The sequence below is a fragment of the Streptosporangium sp. NPDC050148 genome (assembly GCF_055586505.1).
This window is the reverse complement of sequence record NZ_JBVJIA010000051.1, coordinates 1-17,831: the sequence shown is the minus strand read 5'-3', so window position 1 is coordinate 17,831 and position 17,831 is coordinate 1. Positions and strand designations below refer to the sequence as shown.

The following is a 17,831-nucleotide window of genomic DNA, read 5'->3' as shown; positions in this document are numbered from 1 at the left end:
CACGGCCGTGCGTAAACCCCCAGATCAGGCCGTGGGATGAGAGAAAGCCGGAGGTCCGCGTGGCGGTCAGCAGCGGCGAGGGTAGAAACGCCGATCAGGATGACCCGGAACGGCGCCAGTCGGCACGTCAGCGCGCGGGTGAAGAGGGTCTGCTGTTCGACGGGGAACCGGTGAACACGCCCGCCGACCTCGGCTACCGGGGCCCGACGGCCTGTTCCGCGGCCGGGATCACCTACCGGCAACTCGACTACTGGGCGCGTACCGGCCTGGTCGAGCCCACCGTGCGGGCCGCGCACGGCTCGGGCTCCCAGCGGCTGTACGGCTTCCGCGACATCCTGGTCCTCAAGGTCGTCAAGCGCCTGCTCGACACCGGCGTCTCCCTCCAGCAGATCCGCATCGCCGTACAGCACCTGCGCGACCGGGGCGTCAACGACCTCGCCCAGATCACCCTGATGAGCGACGGGGTCAGCGTCTACGAGTGCACCTCGCCCGACGAGGTCATCGACCTGCTCCAGGGCGGTCAGGGAGTCTTCGGCATAGCGCTCGGACGGGTCTGGCAGGAGGTGGAGGGCTCCCTCGCGGATCTTCCCGGCGAACGCGCGGAGTCGGGCGGAGGCCCTTTAGGCGATCATCACGCCGATGAGCTCGCCCGGCGTCGCAGAGCACGACGAACAGGGTAAACTCGGACTCGCCACTGACCCTGTGCGGGAGAGTCCCCGGCACGACCGGGGCGCCGAAGGAGCAACCTCCCCGGAATCTCTCAGGCACCCTGTACCGCACGGACGAGGCAACTCTGGAAAGCAGGCACACCGGCCAGGTGTGCCTCACCGACGGTGCAAGCCTCCCGTCACGGGCAGGTGAAGCTCTCAGGTCGCGGCACCGGCCGCGATGACAGAGGGGGAGACTCCGGTCGCACGCCCGCGCCCGGCGCCGGTCTCCACCCCGTCTGGGAGGCTTTCCATGACCGATCTGTCCCCGCTCGGCGAGCTCGCCGCCCCACCGTTCGCGACCCGCCACATCGGGCCCGACGACGCCGAGCAGACCCGCATGCTGGAGGCGGTCGGCTTCGCCTCCGTCGCCGACCTGGTCGCGGTGGCCGTGCCCGAGGCGATCCGCTCGGCCGAGCGGCTGAACCTGCCCCCGGCCGCCTCCGAGGCCGAGGCCCTGGCCGAGCTGCGCGTCCTGGCCGGGCGCAACACCGTGATGACCTCGATGATCGGCCTGGGCTACCACGACACGATCACGCCGGCCGTCATCCGCCGCAACCTGCTGGAGAACCCGGGCTGGTACACCGCGTACACGCCCTACCAGCCGGAGATCTCCCAGGGCCGGCTGGAGGCCCTGCTCAACTTCCAGACCGTGGTCTCGGACCTGACCGGCCTGGACGTCGCCGGCGCCTCCCTGCTGGACGAGGCCACCGCGGCCGCCGAGGCGATGACCCTGGCCCGGCGCGCGGGCCGCAGCCCGTCGAAGGTGTTCGTGGTGGACGCCGACGCCCTTCCGCAGACCAAGGCGGTGCTGCGCACCCGTGCCGAGCCGCTCGGCATCGAGCTGGTCGAGAGCGACCTGGCCGGCGAGCTGCCCGACTGCTTCGGCGTGCTCGTGCAGTACCCCGGCGCCAGCGGCCGGATCCGCGACTTCCGCGGCGTGTCCGAGGCCGCCCACGCCCGCGGCGCCCAGGTGGTCGCCGCCGCCGACCTGCTCGCCCTCACCCTGCTGGCCGCCCCCGGCGAGCTCGGCGCCGACATCGCGATCGGCTCCACCCAGCGCTTCGGCGTCCCGCTGGGCTTCGGCGGCCCCCACGCGGCCTACATGGCGGTCCGCGACGGCCTCCAGCGCCAGCTTCCCGGCCGCCTGGTCGGCGTCTCCCAGGACGCGGACGGCCGCCCGGCGTACCGCCTCGCGCTGCAGACCCGCGAGCAGCACATCCGCCGGGAGAAGGCCACCAGCAACATCTGCACCGCCCAGGTCCTGCTCGCGGTGATCGCCGGCATGTACGCCGTCTACCACGGCCCCGAGGGCCTGCGCAGGATCGGCCGCCGCACCCACCGCCACGCCGTGGTCCTCGCCGAGGGCCTGCGCCAGGGCGGCGTCGAGGTCGTGCACGACACCTTCTTCGACACCGTGCTCGCCCGGGTGCCCGGCCGGGCCGCCGCGATCGTCGCCACCGCCCGCGACAACGAGGTGAACCTGCGCCTGGTCGACGACGACCACGTGGGGATCACCTGCGACGAGCGGACCGAGCTGCTGCACCTGGAGCAGGTCCTGGCCGCCTTCGAGGTCGCCGGCGTCGTCCCGGCCGACCTGGACGCCGCCGCCCACGACGCGCTGCCCGACGCGCTGGCGCGGACCGGCGACTACCTGACCCACCCGGTCTTCCACGCCCACCGCTCCGAGACGGCCATGCTGCGCTACCTGCGCAGGCTCCAGGACAAGGACGTCGCGCTCGACCGGTCGATGATCCCGCTGGGCTCCTGCACCATGAAGCTCAACGCGACCACCGAGATGGAGCCGATCACCTGGCCCGAGTTCGCGGGCCTGCACCCCTACGCCCCCGAGGACCAGGCCCGGGGCTACCTGGAGCTGATCGCGGAGCTGGAGCGCTGGCTGGCCGAGGTCACCGGCTACGACGCCGTGTCGCTCCAGCCGAACGCCGGCTCCCAGGGCGAGTTCGCCGGCCTGCTGGCCATCCGCGCCTACCACGCCTCGCGCGGCGAGTCCGAGCGCGACGTCTGCCTGATCCCCTCCTCCGCGCACGGCACCAACGCCGCCAGCGCCGTCATGGCGGGCATGCGGGTGGCCGTGGTGGCCTGCGACGACGAGGGGAACGTGGACCTCGGCGACCTGGTCGCGAAGATCGACAAGCACCGTGACCGGCTCGCCGCGATCATGGTGACCTACCCGTCCACGCACGGCGTGTACGAGGAGACGATCGTCCGGGTCTGCGAGCTGGTGCACGAGGCCGGCGGCCAGGTCTACGTCGACGGCGCCAACCTCAACGCGCTGGTCGGCCTGGCCAGGCCGGGCGAGTTCGGCGCGGACGTCTCCCACCTGAACCTGCACAAGACCTTCTGCATCCCGCACGGCGGCGGCGGCCCCGGGGTCGGGCCGGTCGCGGTCCGCGCCCACCTGGCCGACCACCTGCCCGGCCACCCGCTGCGCGAGGGCACCACCGTCGGCCCGGTCTCGGCCGCCCCGTACGGCTCGGCCGGCATCCTGCCGATCTCCTGGGCCTACATCCGGATGATGGGCGCCGACGGCCTCAAGGCGGCCACCGAGCAGGCCATCCTGTCGGCCAACTACCTGGCCCGCAGGCTCGGCCCCCACTACCCGGTCCTCTACACCGGCCGCGGCGGCCTGGTGGCCCACGAGTGCATCGTGGACCTGCGCCAGATCACCAAGGAGACCGGCGTGACCGTCGACGACGTGGCCAAGCGCCTGGTCGACTACGGTTTCCACGCGCCGACCATGTCCTTCCCGGTGGCCGGGACGCTGATGATCGAGCCGACCGAGAGCGAGGACCTGGCAGAGCTCGACCGGTTCTGCGAGGCGATGATCGCCATCCGCGGCGAGATCGCCAAGGTCGCCTCGGGCGACTACGACAGGACCGACAACCCGCTGCGCAACGCCCCGCACACGGCCGACAGCCTGACCGCCGACGAGTGGGAGCACGGCTACACCCGCACCGAGGCGGCCTACCCGCTGCCGTCGCTGCGCGAGGGCAAGTACTGGTCGCCGGTCCGGCGCATCGACCAGGCCTACGGCGACCGCAACCTGGTCTGCTCCTGCCCGCCGCTGGAGTCCTACGAGGACTGATCCGCCCGCGCGGTCCCGGGGCGGTCCCCGGAGGATGCGGCGGCCTCTCGGGCGCTCCGCCGCAAGGCGCCCGGTGAGCGGTCCGGGCCCCGCGCGGAGCCGGCCCGGATCGCGCGAACCCCGTGCAGGCCGCAGATCCACGCGGAATGTGCCGGGACGGACGGCGCCCCGAGTCGTTAGGCTCGGGGCGTCTCCGTATCCGGGAAGGACCCTGCATGCCTGAGGTGGACACCCGTCCCTTGGACACCGCGCGAAGACTGGCCGAGTCCGGCGACCTCGACGCCGCCGCCACGATCTTCGCGGAGCTGGCCGCCGACCCCGACGAGCCCGACCGCGCCCAGGCGGCGGTGGGCCTCGCGGTCGTGCTCGAGGAGCGCGGGGACGTGCCCGGCTCCCGCGCGGCCGCGCGCACCGCGCTGGCGACCGGGCACCCGGAGTTCGCCGCCCAGGCCGCCTGCCTGCTCGCCGGGAGCTTCGAACGGGAGGGCCTGACCGCCCAGGCCCGCGCCGCCTGGCAGGCCGCCCTGGGCGTCGGCCACCCCGACTACGTCCCCCCGGCGCACATGGGCCTTGCCAGGCTCGCCACCGACGCCGAGGAGGCGGAGCGCTCGCTGCGCCAGGCCCTGGCCACCGCCGACCCGGAGATCTCCTCCCACGCGGCCCAGGAGCTGGCCGAGGGGTTCCTGGAGGAGGGCGAGCCGGGCGAGGCCGCACGGGTGCTCATGGAGGCCCTCTCGGTGCCCGAGGTGATCGAGGCGGCACGGCTGAGGGTGATGCTCGGCATCGCCCACCTGGAGCTGGCGTGCGCCGAGTTCTCGGCCGCGGTCGAGGAGGGCGGCGACGACGGCGACGGTGGCGACGGTGGCGACACGGAGACCGGCGCGCTGGCCATCGAGCTGCTGGCCCGCACGCTCCCGTTGCGGGGACGGGACGAGGACGCCGAGCGGGTCTGGCGCTACGGCCTCGACAGCGCCGACGCCGATCTGGCCGGGAAGGTCAGGCTCCGGCTCGACCGGGACCTGTGAGGCGGGCCGGCGCCGATCGGCACCGGCCGGCGCCGGCCGGCGGGGCGGACCGGGGCGTCAGTCGCGTCCCCGCCAGCCGTTCACGGCGTGGGCGAAGTTGATCGCGACGATGCCGGCCCAGGCCAGCAGCAGCCCGGCGGTGCCCGCCTCGGCCGCCGCGACGACGGTCAGCGGGACGCCGATGCCCATCGACCCCAGCGCGATCGCGACCGACGGGTTCCTGCCCGGACGCCGCGCCTTCGACGCCTCGGCGGCGTACACCTCCGCGTGCACCCGCTGGGCGATGGTCGCGTCGAGGCGCGACACGAACGACTCGATCAGCGCAGCCTCGTACTCCGGGCCGAGATCCCGGCGAGCCTCGACGGTGGCGCGCATGTCCTGGCGGATATCGTGATGATTCTGCACGCTCCGATTGTCGCCCCCGCCCGCCCGCCTGACATCAGTCGTTAGGACGAGATCCGTGCCCGTCTCCCGGCCCCCATCCCCCGACGGTGTCCCTCCCGGGTCCCACGACGACGTCCCCGGGGCCACGTCCCCCCGGACGGTCTCCATGGAGATCACGACCCCGCACGGGCCGGCCCGGGTGGAGATCGACGAGGTGGCCGACCCGCGTTTCCTGCTCGTGCTGACCCACGGCTCGGCCGGGGGAGTGGACGCCCCCGACCTGCTGGCCGTACGGGACGCCGCGACGGCGATCGGCGCGACGGTCGCCCGGGTCCTGCAGCCGTTCCGGATGCGGGGGGCTCGCGCGCCCGGCTCGGCCGCCAGGCAGGACGAGGCGTGGCGGGCACTGGTGGCGGAGCTGCGCGGGCGCTACCCGGGGCTGGCGCTGGCGCAGGGCGGCCGGAGCAACGGGGCCAGGGTCGCCTGCCGTACGGCGGGGGCGGTCGGGGCCCGCGCGGTGGTGGCGCTGGCGTTCCCCCTGCACCCGCCGAAGAAGCCGGAGCGCTCCCGCGCCGCGGAACTGCGCGAGGCCGGGGTCGACGTGCTGGTGGTGAACGGGGACCGCGACCCGTTCGGCGTGCCCGAGGCGGCGGACGCCGCCCGCCTGGTGGTACTGCCGGGCGAGGGGCACGACCTCACGAAGGATCCCGCGGGCGTGGGAGAGCTGGTCGCCGGGTGGCTCGACGCGACGATGGGGTGACGGCGGGGTGACGACGGGGTCCGGGGCGGGGTGACCCGTCCCTGTGACCGGATCCGGCCGTCACGTCCCCCGGGGAAGGGCCTGCCGGGGCGGGCGCGGTGCGAACCGGCTCCCTCCGGCGGCCCGGCGGGGTGACCCGATGGTCAGCCGACGCCCACCAGGGGCCGGTGCGGCTCGATGACGGCACCGTCGGGCAGGAGCTCGCCGGTGTCGTCGAACAGCACCACACCGTTGCAGAGCAGGCTCCAGCCCTGCTCGGGGTGGGCCGCCAGGGTGCGGGCGGCTTCGCGGTCCAGCGCGTCGGCGGACGGACAGGACGGCTCGTGCGGGCACATCGGCGTGCCTCCGGATCTCTCGTGTCGGCTCACCCGGGTCACATCGGGCATGGAGTGGGCATCGGACATCCGGCGGCACCGTCACCGATGGGACTCCGTTCCCACGTGTGACGGGGGACGAGCATCTGAATGTTGACATATGACCATACAGGCGCTCGTAACAGAACGAGGCCCGTACATCAAGCAGATCAAGTGTGCGATCGATCGCACCTTGGCGACATAGCCCGTTAGGACTGTTTGTGAACCGGAGGGGGCCAGTCCCTCAGGGCCGTATCACGTGATGTGACCTATAACACAGCATGCCTGATATAAGGACATTCGACCAAGGGTGACACGCCGAGCGGAGAGTAAACGATCGGTGACGGATTCCTGACACGCCGGGGAGCCCGCCGGTGGCCCGTCGTCCGGCCTCTCCCGCGGGCCCGGGCCCGCACCGGTGCGGGCGGTGCTCCTCGTCCCGGGGCCGGATCGGCGTGGTCCGGTCCGGGCCCGCACCGGACAGGGGACGGCCGGGGCGGTCGGGAGAGGTGGCCGGGTCACGCTCATCCCCGGGCGCTCAGGCCGGCCAGCAGGGCCTCCAGTCCGTGCTCGAAGTCGGCGTCCGCGCCGGGGCTGCCGCCGCCCCGGGACGGGGGGCGCCACGGCTCGTCGTCATCGTCGGCGGGCTCGGCCCAGCCCGACTGCTGCACCTCCACCGCCACCGCCCCGAACACGTAGGCCCGCAGCGCGCGTACCGCCGCCGGGGCGTCGGCGAGACCGGCGTCGGCCAGCTGGTCGGTCTGCTCCCTGATCGCGATCGCGGCCCGGCCCCTGGGAGGCTTGGTCAGGGCCAGCGCCAGCACCCCGGGGTGCTCCCTGAGCGCGGCGCGGCTCGCCCGGCACCAGGCCCTCGCGCTCTCCTGCCAGCTCGCCGCGGGCTCGACGTGAACGGTGGTGACGTGCTCGGCCAGGGCGTCCATCAGGGCGTCCTTGCCGCGCGGCAGGTGGTGGTAGATGGCCATGGCCTCCACCTGGAGCGCGTCGCCCAGCCGCCGCATCGTCAGCCGCCGCAGCCCCTGTCCGTCGGCGATGTGCAGGGCGGCGTCGATGATGCGCTCCCGGGAGAGCGGTACGGGTGGTCGCTTGGCAGGCATGTGATCATCCTGCCACCTTCACCTTACTGCGTAAAGGACCGCGCGCCGGAGAGTCCCGCCTTCCGTCCGCGCCGGTCGGGAGGGCGGGCCGGGACGACGGGCCGGGACGGTGGACCGGCGCGGGACGGCGTAGGCTACGAACGGTGATCTGCCGGAGAAGGGCCCGGCGGCCGGTGAGAGAGGGTGGACGATGGCGTTTTTCCGACCGCGCGTGAGCCGGGAGGCGGAGGTTCGTCACCACGCCGACCAGGAGGTCGGGAAGGGCTTCCCCGAGCTTCTGGAGAGGGCGCGCGCCGCCGAGGCCGAACTGCGCAGGGTGCAGGCCGCCGCGGCCCCGGTCGAGGTGGTGCGGGCGGCCGGTCTGGCCTTCGACAGGGCGCTGACCGAGGCCCTGCGCGCGGCCGAGGCCAACCAGCGCGCGACGTTCGGGGTCAGGTCCTACGACGACCGGATCCGCCGCCGCAGGGCCAGGGCCACCCCCGAGGGGGCCGGGTGGACCGACGAGGTCAACCGGCTGCGCACCATGCGCGAGCAGAACCGGCTGACCGGCATTCCCCGGGTCCCGCGCCCGGTCCAGGCCTCGGCCCGCTGACCCCTTCCCCTTTCCCCGCCGTCCGGACGGCGGGACCGGGTCGTCCGATCCCTCGCCGCCCGTCACGCGCTCCGCGCCGGCGGGCGGCTTCTTCGTGCCCCGACCGCTCGGCGTCCCCTCCGGGCTTCGGGTGTCTCCCGCACCGGGCACGGGGGGGTGTGATCCGGCTCATGGCGCGGACCCTTGACATCGACGTCGATCCGGTCGATTTTAGGTAAGCCTTTCCTAACGACGGTACGACGAACCCGTGACCGCTCACCCCGGCGTCACGCCGGAAGAAGCGGGCCGCGGGCCTCACCGTGCCGCCGTGCCCTTTCGCCATGGCGTGCCCGGGGGTCCTCTCCCGGGTACGCGTCCCCCGCTCCCCGGCCCGGCCGTCCGGGAGCCCGTCGCCGGAGGTACCCGATGACCAACCCCTTCGAGGACGAGGACGCGTCCTACCTGGTGCTGGTGAACGCCGAGGGGCAGCACTCGCTGTGGCCCGCGTTCGCCGACGTCCCCGCGGGCTGGGAGGTCGCCCACGCCGAGGACTCCCGCGCCGGATGCCTGTCCTACGTCGAGAGCTCCTGGGCCGACATGCGCCCCCGGAGCCTCGTCGCCCGGATGGAGGGCTAGAGCCTCTTCCGGGACCAGGACCCAAACCGCCGAGGGGTCCCGACGATCTCGAGGGCCGGGGTCCCCGGGGGCACGGGAATCGCCGCAACGAGGCCCCGTGCACGACGAAGGGCGCCGTCGCGGACCGTGAGGTCTCGCGGCGGCGCCCTTCGCGACGGGTCAGGCGACCCGCTGGCCGGTCAGCTCGCCCAGTCGAGCAGCGGGCGGGTGTTGCTGGGGTGGCGGAGCTTGGACAGCGACTCCTTCTCCAGCTGGCGGATGCGCTCGCGCGTCAGGCCGAGGTGCTTGCCGATCTCGTCGAGGGTGTGGGGCTTGCCGTCGACGAGGCCGAAGCGCAGGGCCATGATCTTGGCCTCCCTGGGGGAGAGGTTGCCGAGCACCCCGCGGAGCTGCTCGCCAAGGAGCTGGCGGTCGACGACCTCCGACGCCTCGGGCGAGTCGACGTCCTCGATCAGGTCGCCGATGGTGGTCTCGCCGTCGTCGCCGATGGTGGCGTTGAGGCTGATCGGCTGGCGGCTGGTGCGCAGCAGCTCCTCGATCTGGTCGGGGGTCTTGTCCAGCTCGACGCCCAGCTCCTCCGGCGTGGGCTCGCGGCCCAGCCGCTGGTGCATGTCGCGCTCGACGCGCGAGAGCTTGGAGAGCATCTCCAGCACGTGCACCGGCAGCCTGATGGTGCGGGCCGAGTCGGCGAAACCGCGCTGGATGGCCTGGCGGATCCACCACATGGCATAGGTGGAGAACTTGTACCCCTTGGTGTAGTCGAACTTCTCCACCGCGCGGATCAGGCCCAGGTTGCCCTCCTGGACCACGTCGAGCAGGGCCATGCCCCGGTCGGTGTACTTCTTGGCGACCGAGACGACCAGGCGGAGGTTGGCCTCCAGCATGTGGTTCTTGGCCCGGCGGCCGTCCTCGGCGATCCACTCCAGGTCGTCGCGGGCGGAGGCGGACAGGCCGGGCTCGGCCTCCAGCTTGGCCTCGGCGTACAGGCCGGCCTCGATCCGCTTGGCCAGCTCGACCTCCTGGGCGGCGGTGAGCAGGGTGCGGCGGCCGATCGACTTCAGGTAGGTGTGCACCGAGTCGCCCATGACCGAGGACTGGTCGTCCAGGTCCAGCGCCGGCTCCGCCTCGAGCTCCTCGACGGCCTGCACGGCTTCCACGGCCTCCAGCTCGGCGGCCTCGGGCACGTTCAGCTCGTCCAGGTCGGCAGGGACGCCGTCGACGGCCTCCACGGCCTCGACTGCCTTGTCCGTACCCGCGGCGGCCTTGTCGGCCGCCTTGGTCGCGGTCCTGCTCTTGGCGGGAGACGCGGCCGGCTCGGTCGTGGCCTTCCTGGCGGGGGCGGCCTTGGCCTTGCGCTCGGCGGTCTTGCGAGGGGTCTTGGCCTTACGGCCGGAGGTCGAGGAGAGCGCGGGCTCGTTCTCGGCGGCCAGGCTGACGCCCGCCTCGGTGAGGCCGCGCAGGATCGACCTGCCCTCGGCGGGGCTGATACCGGCCTCGGCGAAGGCGTGGCGCAGCTCCGCGAGTGAGAGATGGCCCTGGACTCGCCCTCGGTCGAGGAACTGTTCGAGGGTCGACGGGGCCTCAGATGAGGTCGCCACGGCGGTTGGGGGCATGAGGACACCTCCTCCATCACGGAGTCGTCTGAATGAAACGGTCTGCTCGGTCGTGGGGTGGGGCGGTCTGGGGGCCGCTCAGCGCACCAGTATCAATAACCCCAGCGAGAAACTTTCTGTTCCCGGCTCGACCGGGAAAATGCGGGGAGCGGACCACCTTTTTCCATGACCGGCCGGGGGTCCGCCCGTGACCGGCCGCCGCGCAGGCCCGCGTCCGGCGAGGTCTCCGGCGTGCGGGCCCGGGGCGGGGACGTGCGGGGGAGAACGGACGCGGAAGCCTATTCGGCGACCTCGAGCGGGCCCTCGACGATCGGCATCGGGAAGGGCTCGGCCTCCTCCATCCGGTCCTCGGTCCAGTAGCCGACGATCTTCTCGGGGTCGGGGTTGATCTCCCTGGAGACCACGTGGTCCTCCGCGGGCGGGACCGGCGCGGTGGGCGAGGGCTCCTGGGAGGGGCGGGGGTCGCCGGACGGGAGGGGGTCGTGCGGGGCGACCGGCGCCGGCTCGCTCGAGGGCGTGCTCACCGGTTCGGCCGTCCGGCCGATCCCGCCCGACGCGGCGGCCGCCGTGACGGAGATGCCGCCGGCGAGGACCAGGCCCACGACTCCGGCCGAGACCCATGTCCTGTGCGTGACGTTCATCGGCTGGTCCTTCCTGCTTCGGCTGTCCCTTGGACGTGTGACCCTACCCCCACGGTTCCCGATCATGACCATGACGGAGGGCCTCCAGATCGGGCTTGCCGTTGGCCAGAAGCGGTATCCCGGGCACGACGACCAGCTCGGCGGGGGCGGCGTAGGCGGGCAGCCGCTCCTTGACGAAGGCGCGGATCTCGGCCAGGGAGGGAGGGTCCGCCGCGACCACGACGGCCGTCACCCGCTGCCCCCACTCGGGGTCGGGGCGGCCGACCACCACGGCCTCGGCGACCGCGGGGTGGGCGGCCACCGCCTCGGCCACCACCGCGGCGACCACCTTCTCGCCCCCGGTGTTGATCACGTCGTCGGCCCGTCCCAGCACGCGCAGCCGCCCGCCCTCCACGACCCCCAGGTCCGAGGTGAGGAACAGGTCGCCGTCGCGGGCGGCCTCGGTCAGGTCGGGACGGAGGCGGTAGCCGGAGAACAGCACGGGCCCGCCCAGCCGGATCCGGCCGTCGCCGCCGACGCGCAGATCCACCCCGTCCAGGGGCTCGCCGTCGTAGACGCACCCGCCGCAGGTCTCGCTCATGCCGTACGTGGTGACCACCCGGGCCCCTGCCGCGCGGGCCTCGGCGAGCAGGTCCGGCGGCGCGGCGGCCCCGCCGAGCAGGACGGTCGCGAACCTCGACAGGTCCGGCGGGCCGGACGGCCCCGCGCCGAGCAGCCGGCGCAGCTGGGTGGGCACCAGCGAGACGTGGTCGGCCCCGGAGTCGAGCACCGCCTCGGCGGAGAAGCCCTCGTGCACGATCGGCTCGCTCCCGGCCAGCAGCGACCTGACCAGGACCTGGAGGCCGGACACGTGGGAGGGCGGCAGGCAGCACAGCCACCGCTCGCCGGGCCGGGCGCCCAGGCGGCGCAGCGAGGCCGACGCGGAGGCGCGCAGGGCCGCGGCGGAGAGCTGCACGCCCTTGGGGGCGCCGGTCGAGCCGCTGGTGGCGATGACCACCGCCACCCCGGCGGGGACGCCGATCCCGTCCGCCCGGCGTACCCCGTCGAGGTGGGTGGGGCGCAGCGCCTCCAGTGCCGCCCGCAGCGCGGGGGCCGGAAGGGTGGGCGGCAGGGGCAGGACGGCGGGGCCGTCGCCGTCCAGGGCCGCGCGGACGGCCCGCAGCAGCTCCGGTCCGGGCGCCGAGACCACGGCGTGCAGCTCCCGTGGCACGGAAAGCCACTCCTCGTGCACAGGAACGGTCATCACGGTCGTAAGGTTAGTGCCGGAAGCCGGACGACGGCCGGGGACGGTCCCGGCGCAGCGGAGAGGGTGAAGCGATCGTGGGCACGGAGCGGGTCGGGCCGGGCGCGGACGAGCGGGCGGGGACGCCCCTCGGGGAGAGCGTCACGGTCGACTGGAAGAGGTCCGGCGAGTACGAGGACATCGTCTACGAGACCGCCGAGGGCATCGCCAAGATCACGATCAACCGTCCGGAGCGGCACAACGCGTTCCGCCCGACGACGCTCTTCGAGCTCAAGGACGCCTTCAACGTCGCCCAGGAGGACGCCGAGGTCGGTGTGATCATCTTCACCGGCGCGGGCGAGCGGGCCTTCTGCTCCGGCGGCGACCAGAAGATCCGCGGCGACGACGGCTACGTCGACAAGTCCACCCCGCACGTCGGCCGCCTCAACGTGCTCGACCTGCAGGTGCAGATCCGCCGCTGTCCCAAGCCGATCATCGCGATGATCGCCGGCTACGCCATCGGCGGCGGCCACGTGCTGCACGTCTGCTGCGACCTGTCCATCGCCGCCGACAACGCGGTCTTCGGCCAGACCGGCCCCAAGGTCGGCTCCTTCGACGGCGGCTACGGCTCCTGGCTGCTGGCCGAGACGGTCGGCCTCAAGCGGGCCCGCGAGATCTGGTACCTGTGCCGCCAGTACGACGCGAAGACCGCCCTGGACTGGGGCCTGGTCAACGCCGTCGTGCCGCTGGCCGAGCTGGAGGCCGAGACGGTCAAATGGGCCCGCGAGCTGCTGGAGAAGTCGCCGCTGGCGCTGCGCATGCTCAAGGGCGCGCTGAACGCGGTGACCGACGGTGCCGCCGGGATGCAGCAGTTCGCCGGGGACGCCACCCTGCTCTACTACATGAGCGAGGAGGCGCAGGAGGGCCGCGACGCGTTCAAGGAGAAGCGCGCCCCCGACTTCGGCAGGTTCCCGCGCCGTCCGTAGCGGTCACGGGCATCCGGGAGGGCGCGCTCCTGCGGCGCGCCGTCCCGGGTGGACGAGACCGGCCCGGCGCGCCCTTCGGATGCGACTCGCCCCGGACGGGGGTTAAGGAGGCGGTGCGGTGAATCCCGCGACCGCGCTCGCGGCCGTGCTGGTCGACGAGCTGGCCCGCTGCGGTCTCACCGACGTGGTGCTCGCCCCCGGATCGCGCTCGACGCCGCTGGCCCTGGCCGTGCACGCCGACGGCCGCATCCGGCTGCACGTGCGGGTGGACGAGCGCTCGGCGTCCTTCCTGGCGGTCGGCCTGGCCCGCCGCGGCGGCCGCCCGGTCGCCCTGATCTGCACCTCCGGCACGGCCGCCGCCAACTTCCACCCGGCCGTCGTCGAGGCGCACGAGTCGGGGGTGCCGCTGCTGGTGCTCACCGCCGACCGCCCGCCCGAGCTTCGCGACACCGGTGCCAGCCAGACCGTCGACCAGGTCAAGATGTACGGCACGGCCGTGCGCTGGTTCAGCGAGATCGGCGTGCCCGAGGAACGCCCCGGCCAGGTCGCCTACTGGCGGTCGCTGGCCTGCCGGGCCTACCAGCGCGCGCTGGGCCCCTACGACCCCGGCCCGGTCCACCTCAACGTGGCCTTCCGCGAGCCGCTGATCCCCGACGGCGACGAGTCCTGGTGCGAGTCCCTGGAGGGCGACGCCCAGGGCCCGTGGGTCCGCGCCCGGGTGGCCTCGCCGCCGGTGGCGCTGCACCTGCCGCCGACCCGGCGGGGCGTGCTGGTCGTCGGCGACGGCGCGACCGGGACGCGCCGGTACGTGGCGGCCGCGGGCATGGCCGGGTGGCCGGTCCTGTCGGAGCCCAGCGGCGGCGCCCGCTACGGCGACCACGCCGTGTCGGCCTACCACTTCCTGCTCGGCACGCCGGAGTTCGCCGACGCCCACCGCCCGGACGTGGTGGTGACCCTGGGCCGCCCGAGCCTGTCGCGGCCCCTGCTGAACTGGCTCAAGCACGCCGGCGAGCACATCGTGGTCGCCGCCGACCTGACCCGCTGGCCCGACCCGACCCGCTCGGCCACCCAGGTCGCCCAGGTGGTGGAGATCCCGGTCGCCGCGGGCGACGACGCCTGGCTGCACTCCTGGCGGCGCGCCGAGTCGGCCGCCAGGGGCGCGATCGACGAGGTGATGGACGCCTCCGGGCTGAGCGAGCCGCGCCTGGCCCGGGACCTGGCCGAGACGCTGCCCAACGGGTCGCTGCTGTTCTCCGGCTCGTCCATGCCGATCCGCGACCTGGACCAGGCGATGCGGCCCCGCAGGGGGCTGCGGATCATGGCGAACCGGGGGGCGGCGGGGATCGACGGCGTGGTGTCGTCCGCGATGGGCGCCGCGCTGGCCCACACCGGGCCCTCCTACGCCCTGATGGGCGACCTGACCTTCCTGCACGACCAGAACGGCCTGCTGCTGGGCCCCCGCGAGCCGCGCCCCGACCTGTGCCTGGTGGTGGTGAACAACGACGGCGGCGGGATCTTCTCGCTGCTGCCCCAGGCCGCGCTGCGCGACCCCTTCGAGCGGCTCTTCGGCACCGCGCACGGGGTGGACCTGGGCCACGTGGCCGCGGCCACCGGCACGCCGTACACGTTCGTGGACGAGCCCGGGCGGCTGGAGCGGGCGTTGCGCGGGGAGGGGCCGCGGCTGGTCGAGGTGCGGACCGACCGGGAGTCCAACGCGATGCTGCACGTCGCGATGCGCGACGCGGCCCAGGCGGCCGTCCGCGCCACCCTGTCCTGAACATCCTGACTGTCCTGAACGTCCTGAACGTCCCCGCCGGGTCCGGTACGGGACGGCGAGGACGCGGGGGACGCGGGGGACGCGGGGACGCGGGGGGCGGGGTCACCGCTCAGGTGACGTCGCGGCGGAGCGTCAGGGCGCGGGCGGCGAGCACGAGCACCGCGACGTAGCCGGCGAACAGCAGCCCGCCCGCCCAGACGGGCAGGAGCTCGGCGCCCTGCAGGGGCATGCCGCTCAGCGCGCGGGCCGCCCCGGTCGGCAGCCACCTGCCCAGGGCGGGAAGGAGGCTGATGAGCACGTAGTCGGCGTACATGAACCACATCAGCGCCACCGCCACCGCCGCGACCTGGTTGCGGATCAGCGCGCCCAGCGCCACCCCGAACGTCCCGTACAGGGTGACGGCCAGCATCGAGCCGAGCAGGATCGCGGGCGCCCGGGAAGACCACACCTGCTGGTCGGCCGCCCCGAGCATGAGCAGGCCCGCTCCCAGCGTGACCAGTGCGGACAGGGCGCCGATCAGCAGCCCGACGATCCCGTACACGACCAGCTTGGCGCCCACCACCCGGCCGCGCCGGGGGCTGACCAGGAACTGCCAGGTGATCGTACGGTGGCGGTTCTCCCCGGCCATGCCGAGGACGCCGAGCAGCAGGGCGAAGACGTAGGCCTGCTGGGCCATGCTGTACACGGACTCGGCCCGACGGCCGGCCGGCGCGCCCTCCGCCCCGGGCAGGGCCACCATCAGCGCCGCCCAGGCCACGCACATCACGGGCGCGAGGGCGGCCAGGATCCAGGTGACGCGGCTCGCGCGCACCTTGAGCAGCTCGGCGCGGATCAGGCGGTTCATCGCGTCACCTCCAGGTAGAGCTCCTCCAGGTCGGTCCGGGAGGTGAGCGGGCCCTGCCAGGCGAGCCGGCCGTTCCCGATGATGATCGCCTGATCGGCGATCTGCCCGATCTCGGCGAGGACGTGGGTGGAGACCAGGACCGTGCGGCCCCGGTGGACGCAGGCCTGCAGGAAGCCCCGCAGCCAGCGCATGCCGGCCGGGTCCAGGCCGTTCGCGGGCTCGTCGAGGATGAGGATCTCCGGATCGCCGAGCATGGCGGAGGCCAGGGCGAGCCGCTGGCGCATGCCCAGCGAGAACCCCTTGGTCCTGCGGTCGGCCGCGTCGGTGAGGTCGACCTGCTCCAGCACGTGCGCCACGCGCCCGGCCTCCAGGCCCGCGGCGATCCGGAGCGCCTCCAGGTGGGTGCGGGCGCTGAGCCCGGGATGGAAGGCCGTCGCCTCCAGGACGGCCCCGACCGTCGAGACGGGGCGCTCCAGGTCGCGGTAGGCCATGCCGCCGATCACGGTGGTGCCGTCGGTGGGGGTGACCAGGCCGAGGATCATGCGGAGAGTGGTGGTCTTGCCCGCTCCGTTGGGGCCGAGGAAGGCCGTGAGCGTTCCCCGCTCCACCGTGAACGACAGGTCGTCCACGGCGCGGACCGCGCCGAACGACTTGCCGAGGTGGGTGACACTGATCGCTGACATACCTCGACGATGGCCCCCAGGAGGGTGGGAGCACACGGTCCCGGGGGTGGACCGCGCGATGTCCACCCGGGGGAGGCGGCCGGGGGCCCGGGGTGGAGACGATCTCCACCCCGGGGCCGATGGCCGCCCGGGGGAGGCCGCGGGTAGCTTGTCGTTCGTGACCCTTCTCCGTCGCCCCGCGGTGCGCCGGTTCCTTGTCGTCCTGCTGGGGGCGTACCTGCTGTACGGCCCGGTCATGGTCGCGGTCCAGGTCGGCCTGCCGTGGGCACCGCCGGTCCTCGTGCTCGGCGCGGTCGCCACCGGCTGTTTCCTGTGGGCGCTCCGGGACGACGACCCGCGGCGCGCCGCCCTGCTGCTGGCGGTCCCGCTCGCCGCGGGCCTCGCCCTGAACGCGATCGAGCACTACACCGGCCTGGGACTGCTCTACCCCCTGCTGTTCGCCGCACCGGTCAGGGCCCGCACGGGACCCGCGGTGCTGCTGGTGGTCGTCGCGGTCGCCGGTACGGCCGCCCTGGGCCTGCTGTTAGGCCTGCAGGGCTGGGAGGTGATGGGCAACGTCTTCGGGATGGCCTACGCGGCCGTCATCATGTTCCTCGTACGGCACATGAGGGTGATCCGCAGGCAGGGCGCGGCGCTGGCCGAGGCGCGGGCGGGGGAGGCGGTGCTGGCCGACCGGGCACGGCTGGCCAGGGAGGTTCACGACATCCTGGCGCACTCGCAGTCGGCGCAGATCGTCCACCTGGAAGGGGCTCGGCTGCTGCTGGAGCGGGGCGAGGACCCCGCCGCGGCCCTCGACCGCGTCAACCGGGCCGTGCGGCTGGCCCGGGCCGGGCTGGAGGAGACCCGCCGGGCGCTCGACGCGCTGCGCGGGCAGGAACTGCCGCTGGCCGAGCGGCTGGAACGGCTGGCCGTGGAGTTCCGGTCGACGACCGGGGCGCCCTGCGCGGTCTCGGTCACCGGCGACCTCGGCTCGCTGACGGCCGGGGCCCGGCTGGCGGTGGCCAGGACCGCCCAGGAGGCGCTGACGAACGTGCGCAGGCACGCGCCGGGCGCCGCGGTCTCGGTGGCGCTGCGCCGTACCGGCGACTGGTGCGAGCTGCGGGTGTGCGACACGGGAGGTGCGCCGGACCGGCCGGTGCCCTCGGAGGGAGGGTACGGGCTGGTGGGGATGCGTGAGCGGGCCGAGCTGATCGGCGGGTCGCTGGCCGCCCGGCCGGGCGCGGAGGGCTTCGAGGTCCTCCTGCGGGTTCCGGCGTGAGCCGCCCGTGGGGGGGGGGGGGGGGGGGGGGGGGGGGGGGGGGGAAGGGGGGGGGGGAGGGGGGGGGAGGGGGGGGGGGGGGGGGGGGGGGGGGAGTGGGGGGGGGGGGGGGGGGGGGGGGGGGGGGGGGGGGGGGGGGGGGGGGGG

Annotated in this window: 17 protein-coding genes and 1 riboswitch; of the genes, 9 read left to right on the top strand and 8 right to left on the bottom strand. The window is 74.1% G+C overall.

From position 1 onward, the window contains the following. Positions 1-59: 59 nt before the first annotated feature. From ACZ6RT_RS35110 to ACZ6RT_RS35100, 3 genes are all read left to right on the top strand, one after another. Positions 60-680, top strand: coding sequence for a MerR family transcriptional regulator (locus ACZ6RT_RS35110; protein ID WP_399195900.1), 621 nt, complete (start codon positions 60-62; stop codon positions 678-680). Between the two features lie 15 nt (positions 681-695). After that, positions 696-787, top strand: a riboswitch (glycine riboswitch). A gap of 173 nt (positions 788-960) precedes the next feature. Beyond that, the gene (gcvP, locus tag ACZ6RT_RS35105) at positions 961-3,816 is read left to right on the top strand and encodes an aminomethyl-transferring glycine dehydrogenase (protein WP_470158310.1); all 2,856 of its coding nucleotides are present in this window, start codon (positions 961-963) and stop codon (positions 3,814-3,816) included. Between the two features lie 215 nt (positions 3,817-4,031). Further along, positions 4,032-4,841 (top strand): tetratricopeptide repeat protein, encoded by an 810-nt coding sequence (locus ACZ6RT_RS35100; RefSeq protein ID WP_470158308.1) that lies wholly within the window; start codon positions 4,032-4,034, stop codon positions 4,839-4,841. 57 nt (positions 4,842-4,898) lie between these two features. On the opposite strand, the gene ACZ6RT_RS35095 is transcribed toward ACZ6RT_RS35100, so the two are convergent. Beyond that, positions 4,899-5,246 (bottom strand): hypothetical protein, encoded by a 348-nt coding sequence (locus tag ACZ6RT_RS35095; protein WP_399195893.1) that lies wholly within the window; start codon positions 5,244-5,246, stop codon positions 4,899-4,901. Between the two features lie 145 nt (positions 5,247-5,391). Between ACZ6RT_RS35095 and ACZ6RT_RS35090 the strand changes: the two genes are divergently transcribed. Next, entirely contained in the window at positions 5,392-5,985 is a 594-nt protein-coding gene (locus ACZ6RT_RS35090; RefSeq protein WP_399195891.1) for an alpha/beta hydrolase family protein, read from the top strand. A 143-nt stretch (positions 5,986-6,128) separates the two neighbouring features. Here the strand turns inward: ACZ6RT_RS35090 and ACZ6RT_RS35085 are convergent, their stop codons facing one another. Beyond that, positions 6,129-6,320, bottom strand: coding sequence for a DUF5999 family protein (locus ACZ6RT_RS35085; protein ID WP_344908614.1), 192 nt, complete (start codon positions 6,318-6,320; stop codon positions 6,129-6,131). A gap of 542 nt (positions 6,321-6,862) precedes the next feature. Then, positions 6,863-7,453 carry a TetR/AcrR family transcriptional regulator C-terminal domain-containing protein gene (locus tag ACZ6RT_RS35080; RefSeq protein WP_470158306.1) on the bottom strand — a complete coding sequence of 197 codons (591 nt, stop codon included), beginning with the start codon at positions 7,451-7,453 and terminating at the stop codon, positions 6,863-6,865. Positions 7,454-7,643: 190 nt separating this feature from the next. Here ACZ6RT_RS35080 and ACZ6RT_RS35075 point away from each other — a divergent pair, with 190 nt between their 5' ends. Next, the gene (locus ACZ6RT_RS35075) at positions 7,644-8,045 is read left to right on the top strand and encodes a hypothetical protein (protein ID WP_399195886.1); all 402 of its coding nucleotides are present in this window, start codon (positions 7,644-7,646) and stop codon (positions 8,043-8,045) included. A gap of 405 nt (positions 8,046-8,450) precedes the next feature. Further along, the gene (locus tag ACZ6RT_RS35070; protein WP_399195884.1) at positions 8,451-8,660 is read left to right on the top strand and encodes an MbtH family protein; all 210 of its coding nucleotides are present in this window, start codon (positions 8,451-8,453) and stop codon (positions 8,658-8,660) included. Between the two features lie 179 nt (positions 8,661-8,839). On the opposite strand, the gene ACZ6RT_RS35065 is transcribed toward ACZ6RT_RS35070, so the two are convergent. From ACZ6RT_RS35065 to ACZ6RT_RS35055, 3 genes are all read right to left on the bottom strand, one after another. Further along, positions 8,840-10,273 carry an RNA polymerase sigma factor gene (locus ACZ6RT_RS35065; RefSeq protein ID WP_470158304.1) on the bottom strand — a complete coding sequence of 478 codons (1,434 nt, stop codon included), beginning with the start codon at positions 10,271-10,273 and terminating at the stop codon, positions 8,840-8,842. Positions 10,274-10,551: 278 nt separating this feature from the next. Then, the gene (locus tag ACZ6RT_RS35060; RefSeq protein ID WP_344905892.1) at positions 10,552-10,914 is read right to left on the bottom strand and encodes a hypothetical protein; all 363 of its coding nucleotides are present in this window, start codon (positions 10,912-10,914) and stop codon (positions 10,552-10,554) included. A gap of 43 nt (positions 10,915-10,957) precedes the next feature. After that, the gene (locus tag ACZ6RT_RS35055) at positions 10,958-12,157 is read right to left on the bottom strand and encodes an AMP-binding protein (RefSeq protein WP_399195947.1); all 1,200 of its coding nucleotides are present in this window, start codon (positions 12,155-12,157) and stop codon (positions 10,958-10,960) included. Between the two features lie 77 nt (positions 12,158-12,234). Between ACZ6RT_RS35055 and menB the strand changes: the two genes are divergently transcribed. After that, on the top strand, positions 12,235-13,122 hold the full coding sequence (gene menB / locus ACZ6RT_RS35050; RefSeq protein WP_470158302.1) for a 1,4-dihydroxy-2-naphthoyl-CoA synthase: 888 nt from the start codon (positions 12,235-12,237) through the stop codon (positions 13,120-13,122). A gap of 118 nt (positions 13,123-13,240) precedes the next feature. Next, positions 13,241-14,899, top strand: coding sequence for a 2-succinyl-5-enolpyruvyl-6-hydroxy-3-cyclohexene-1-carboxylic-acid synthase (menD, locus tag ACZ6RT_RS35045; RefSeq protein WP_470158300.1), 1,659 nt, complete (start codon positions 13,241-13,243; stop codon positions 14,897-14,899). A gap of 109 nt (positions 14,900-15,008) precedes the next feature. On the opposite strand, the gene ACZ6RT_RS35040 is transcribed toward menD, so the two are convergent. Next, entirely contained in the window at positions 15,009-15,743 is a 735-nt protein-coding gene (locus ACZ6RT_RS35040) for an ABC transporter permease (RefSeq protein ID WP_399195873.1), read from the bottom strand. Next, positions 15,740-16,426 (bottom strand): ABC transporter ATP-binding protein, encoded by a 687-nt coding sequence (locus tag ACZ6RT_RS35035; RefSeq protein ID WP_470158299.1) that lies wholly within the window; start codon positions 16,424-16,426, stop codon positions 15,740-15,742. Before ACZ6RT_RS35035 ends, ACZ6RT_RS35040 begins: the two co-directional genes overlap by 4 nt. A 157-nt stretch (positions 16,427-16,583) precedes the next feature. On the opposite strand from ACZ6RT_RS35035, the gene ACZ6RT_RS35030 reads away from it, so the two are divergent. Continuing rightward, positions 16,584-17,684, top strand: a complete 1,101-nt coding sequence (locus tag ACZ6RT_RS35030; RefSeq protein WP_470158297.1) for a sensor histidine kinase — start codon at positions 16,584-16,586, stop codon at positions 17,682-17,684. The last annotated feature ends 147 nt before the right edge of the window (positions 17,685-17,831 follow it).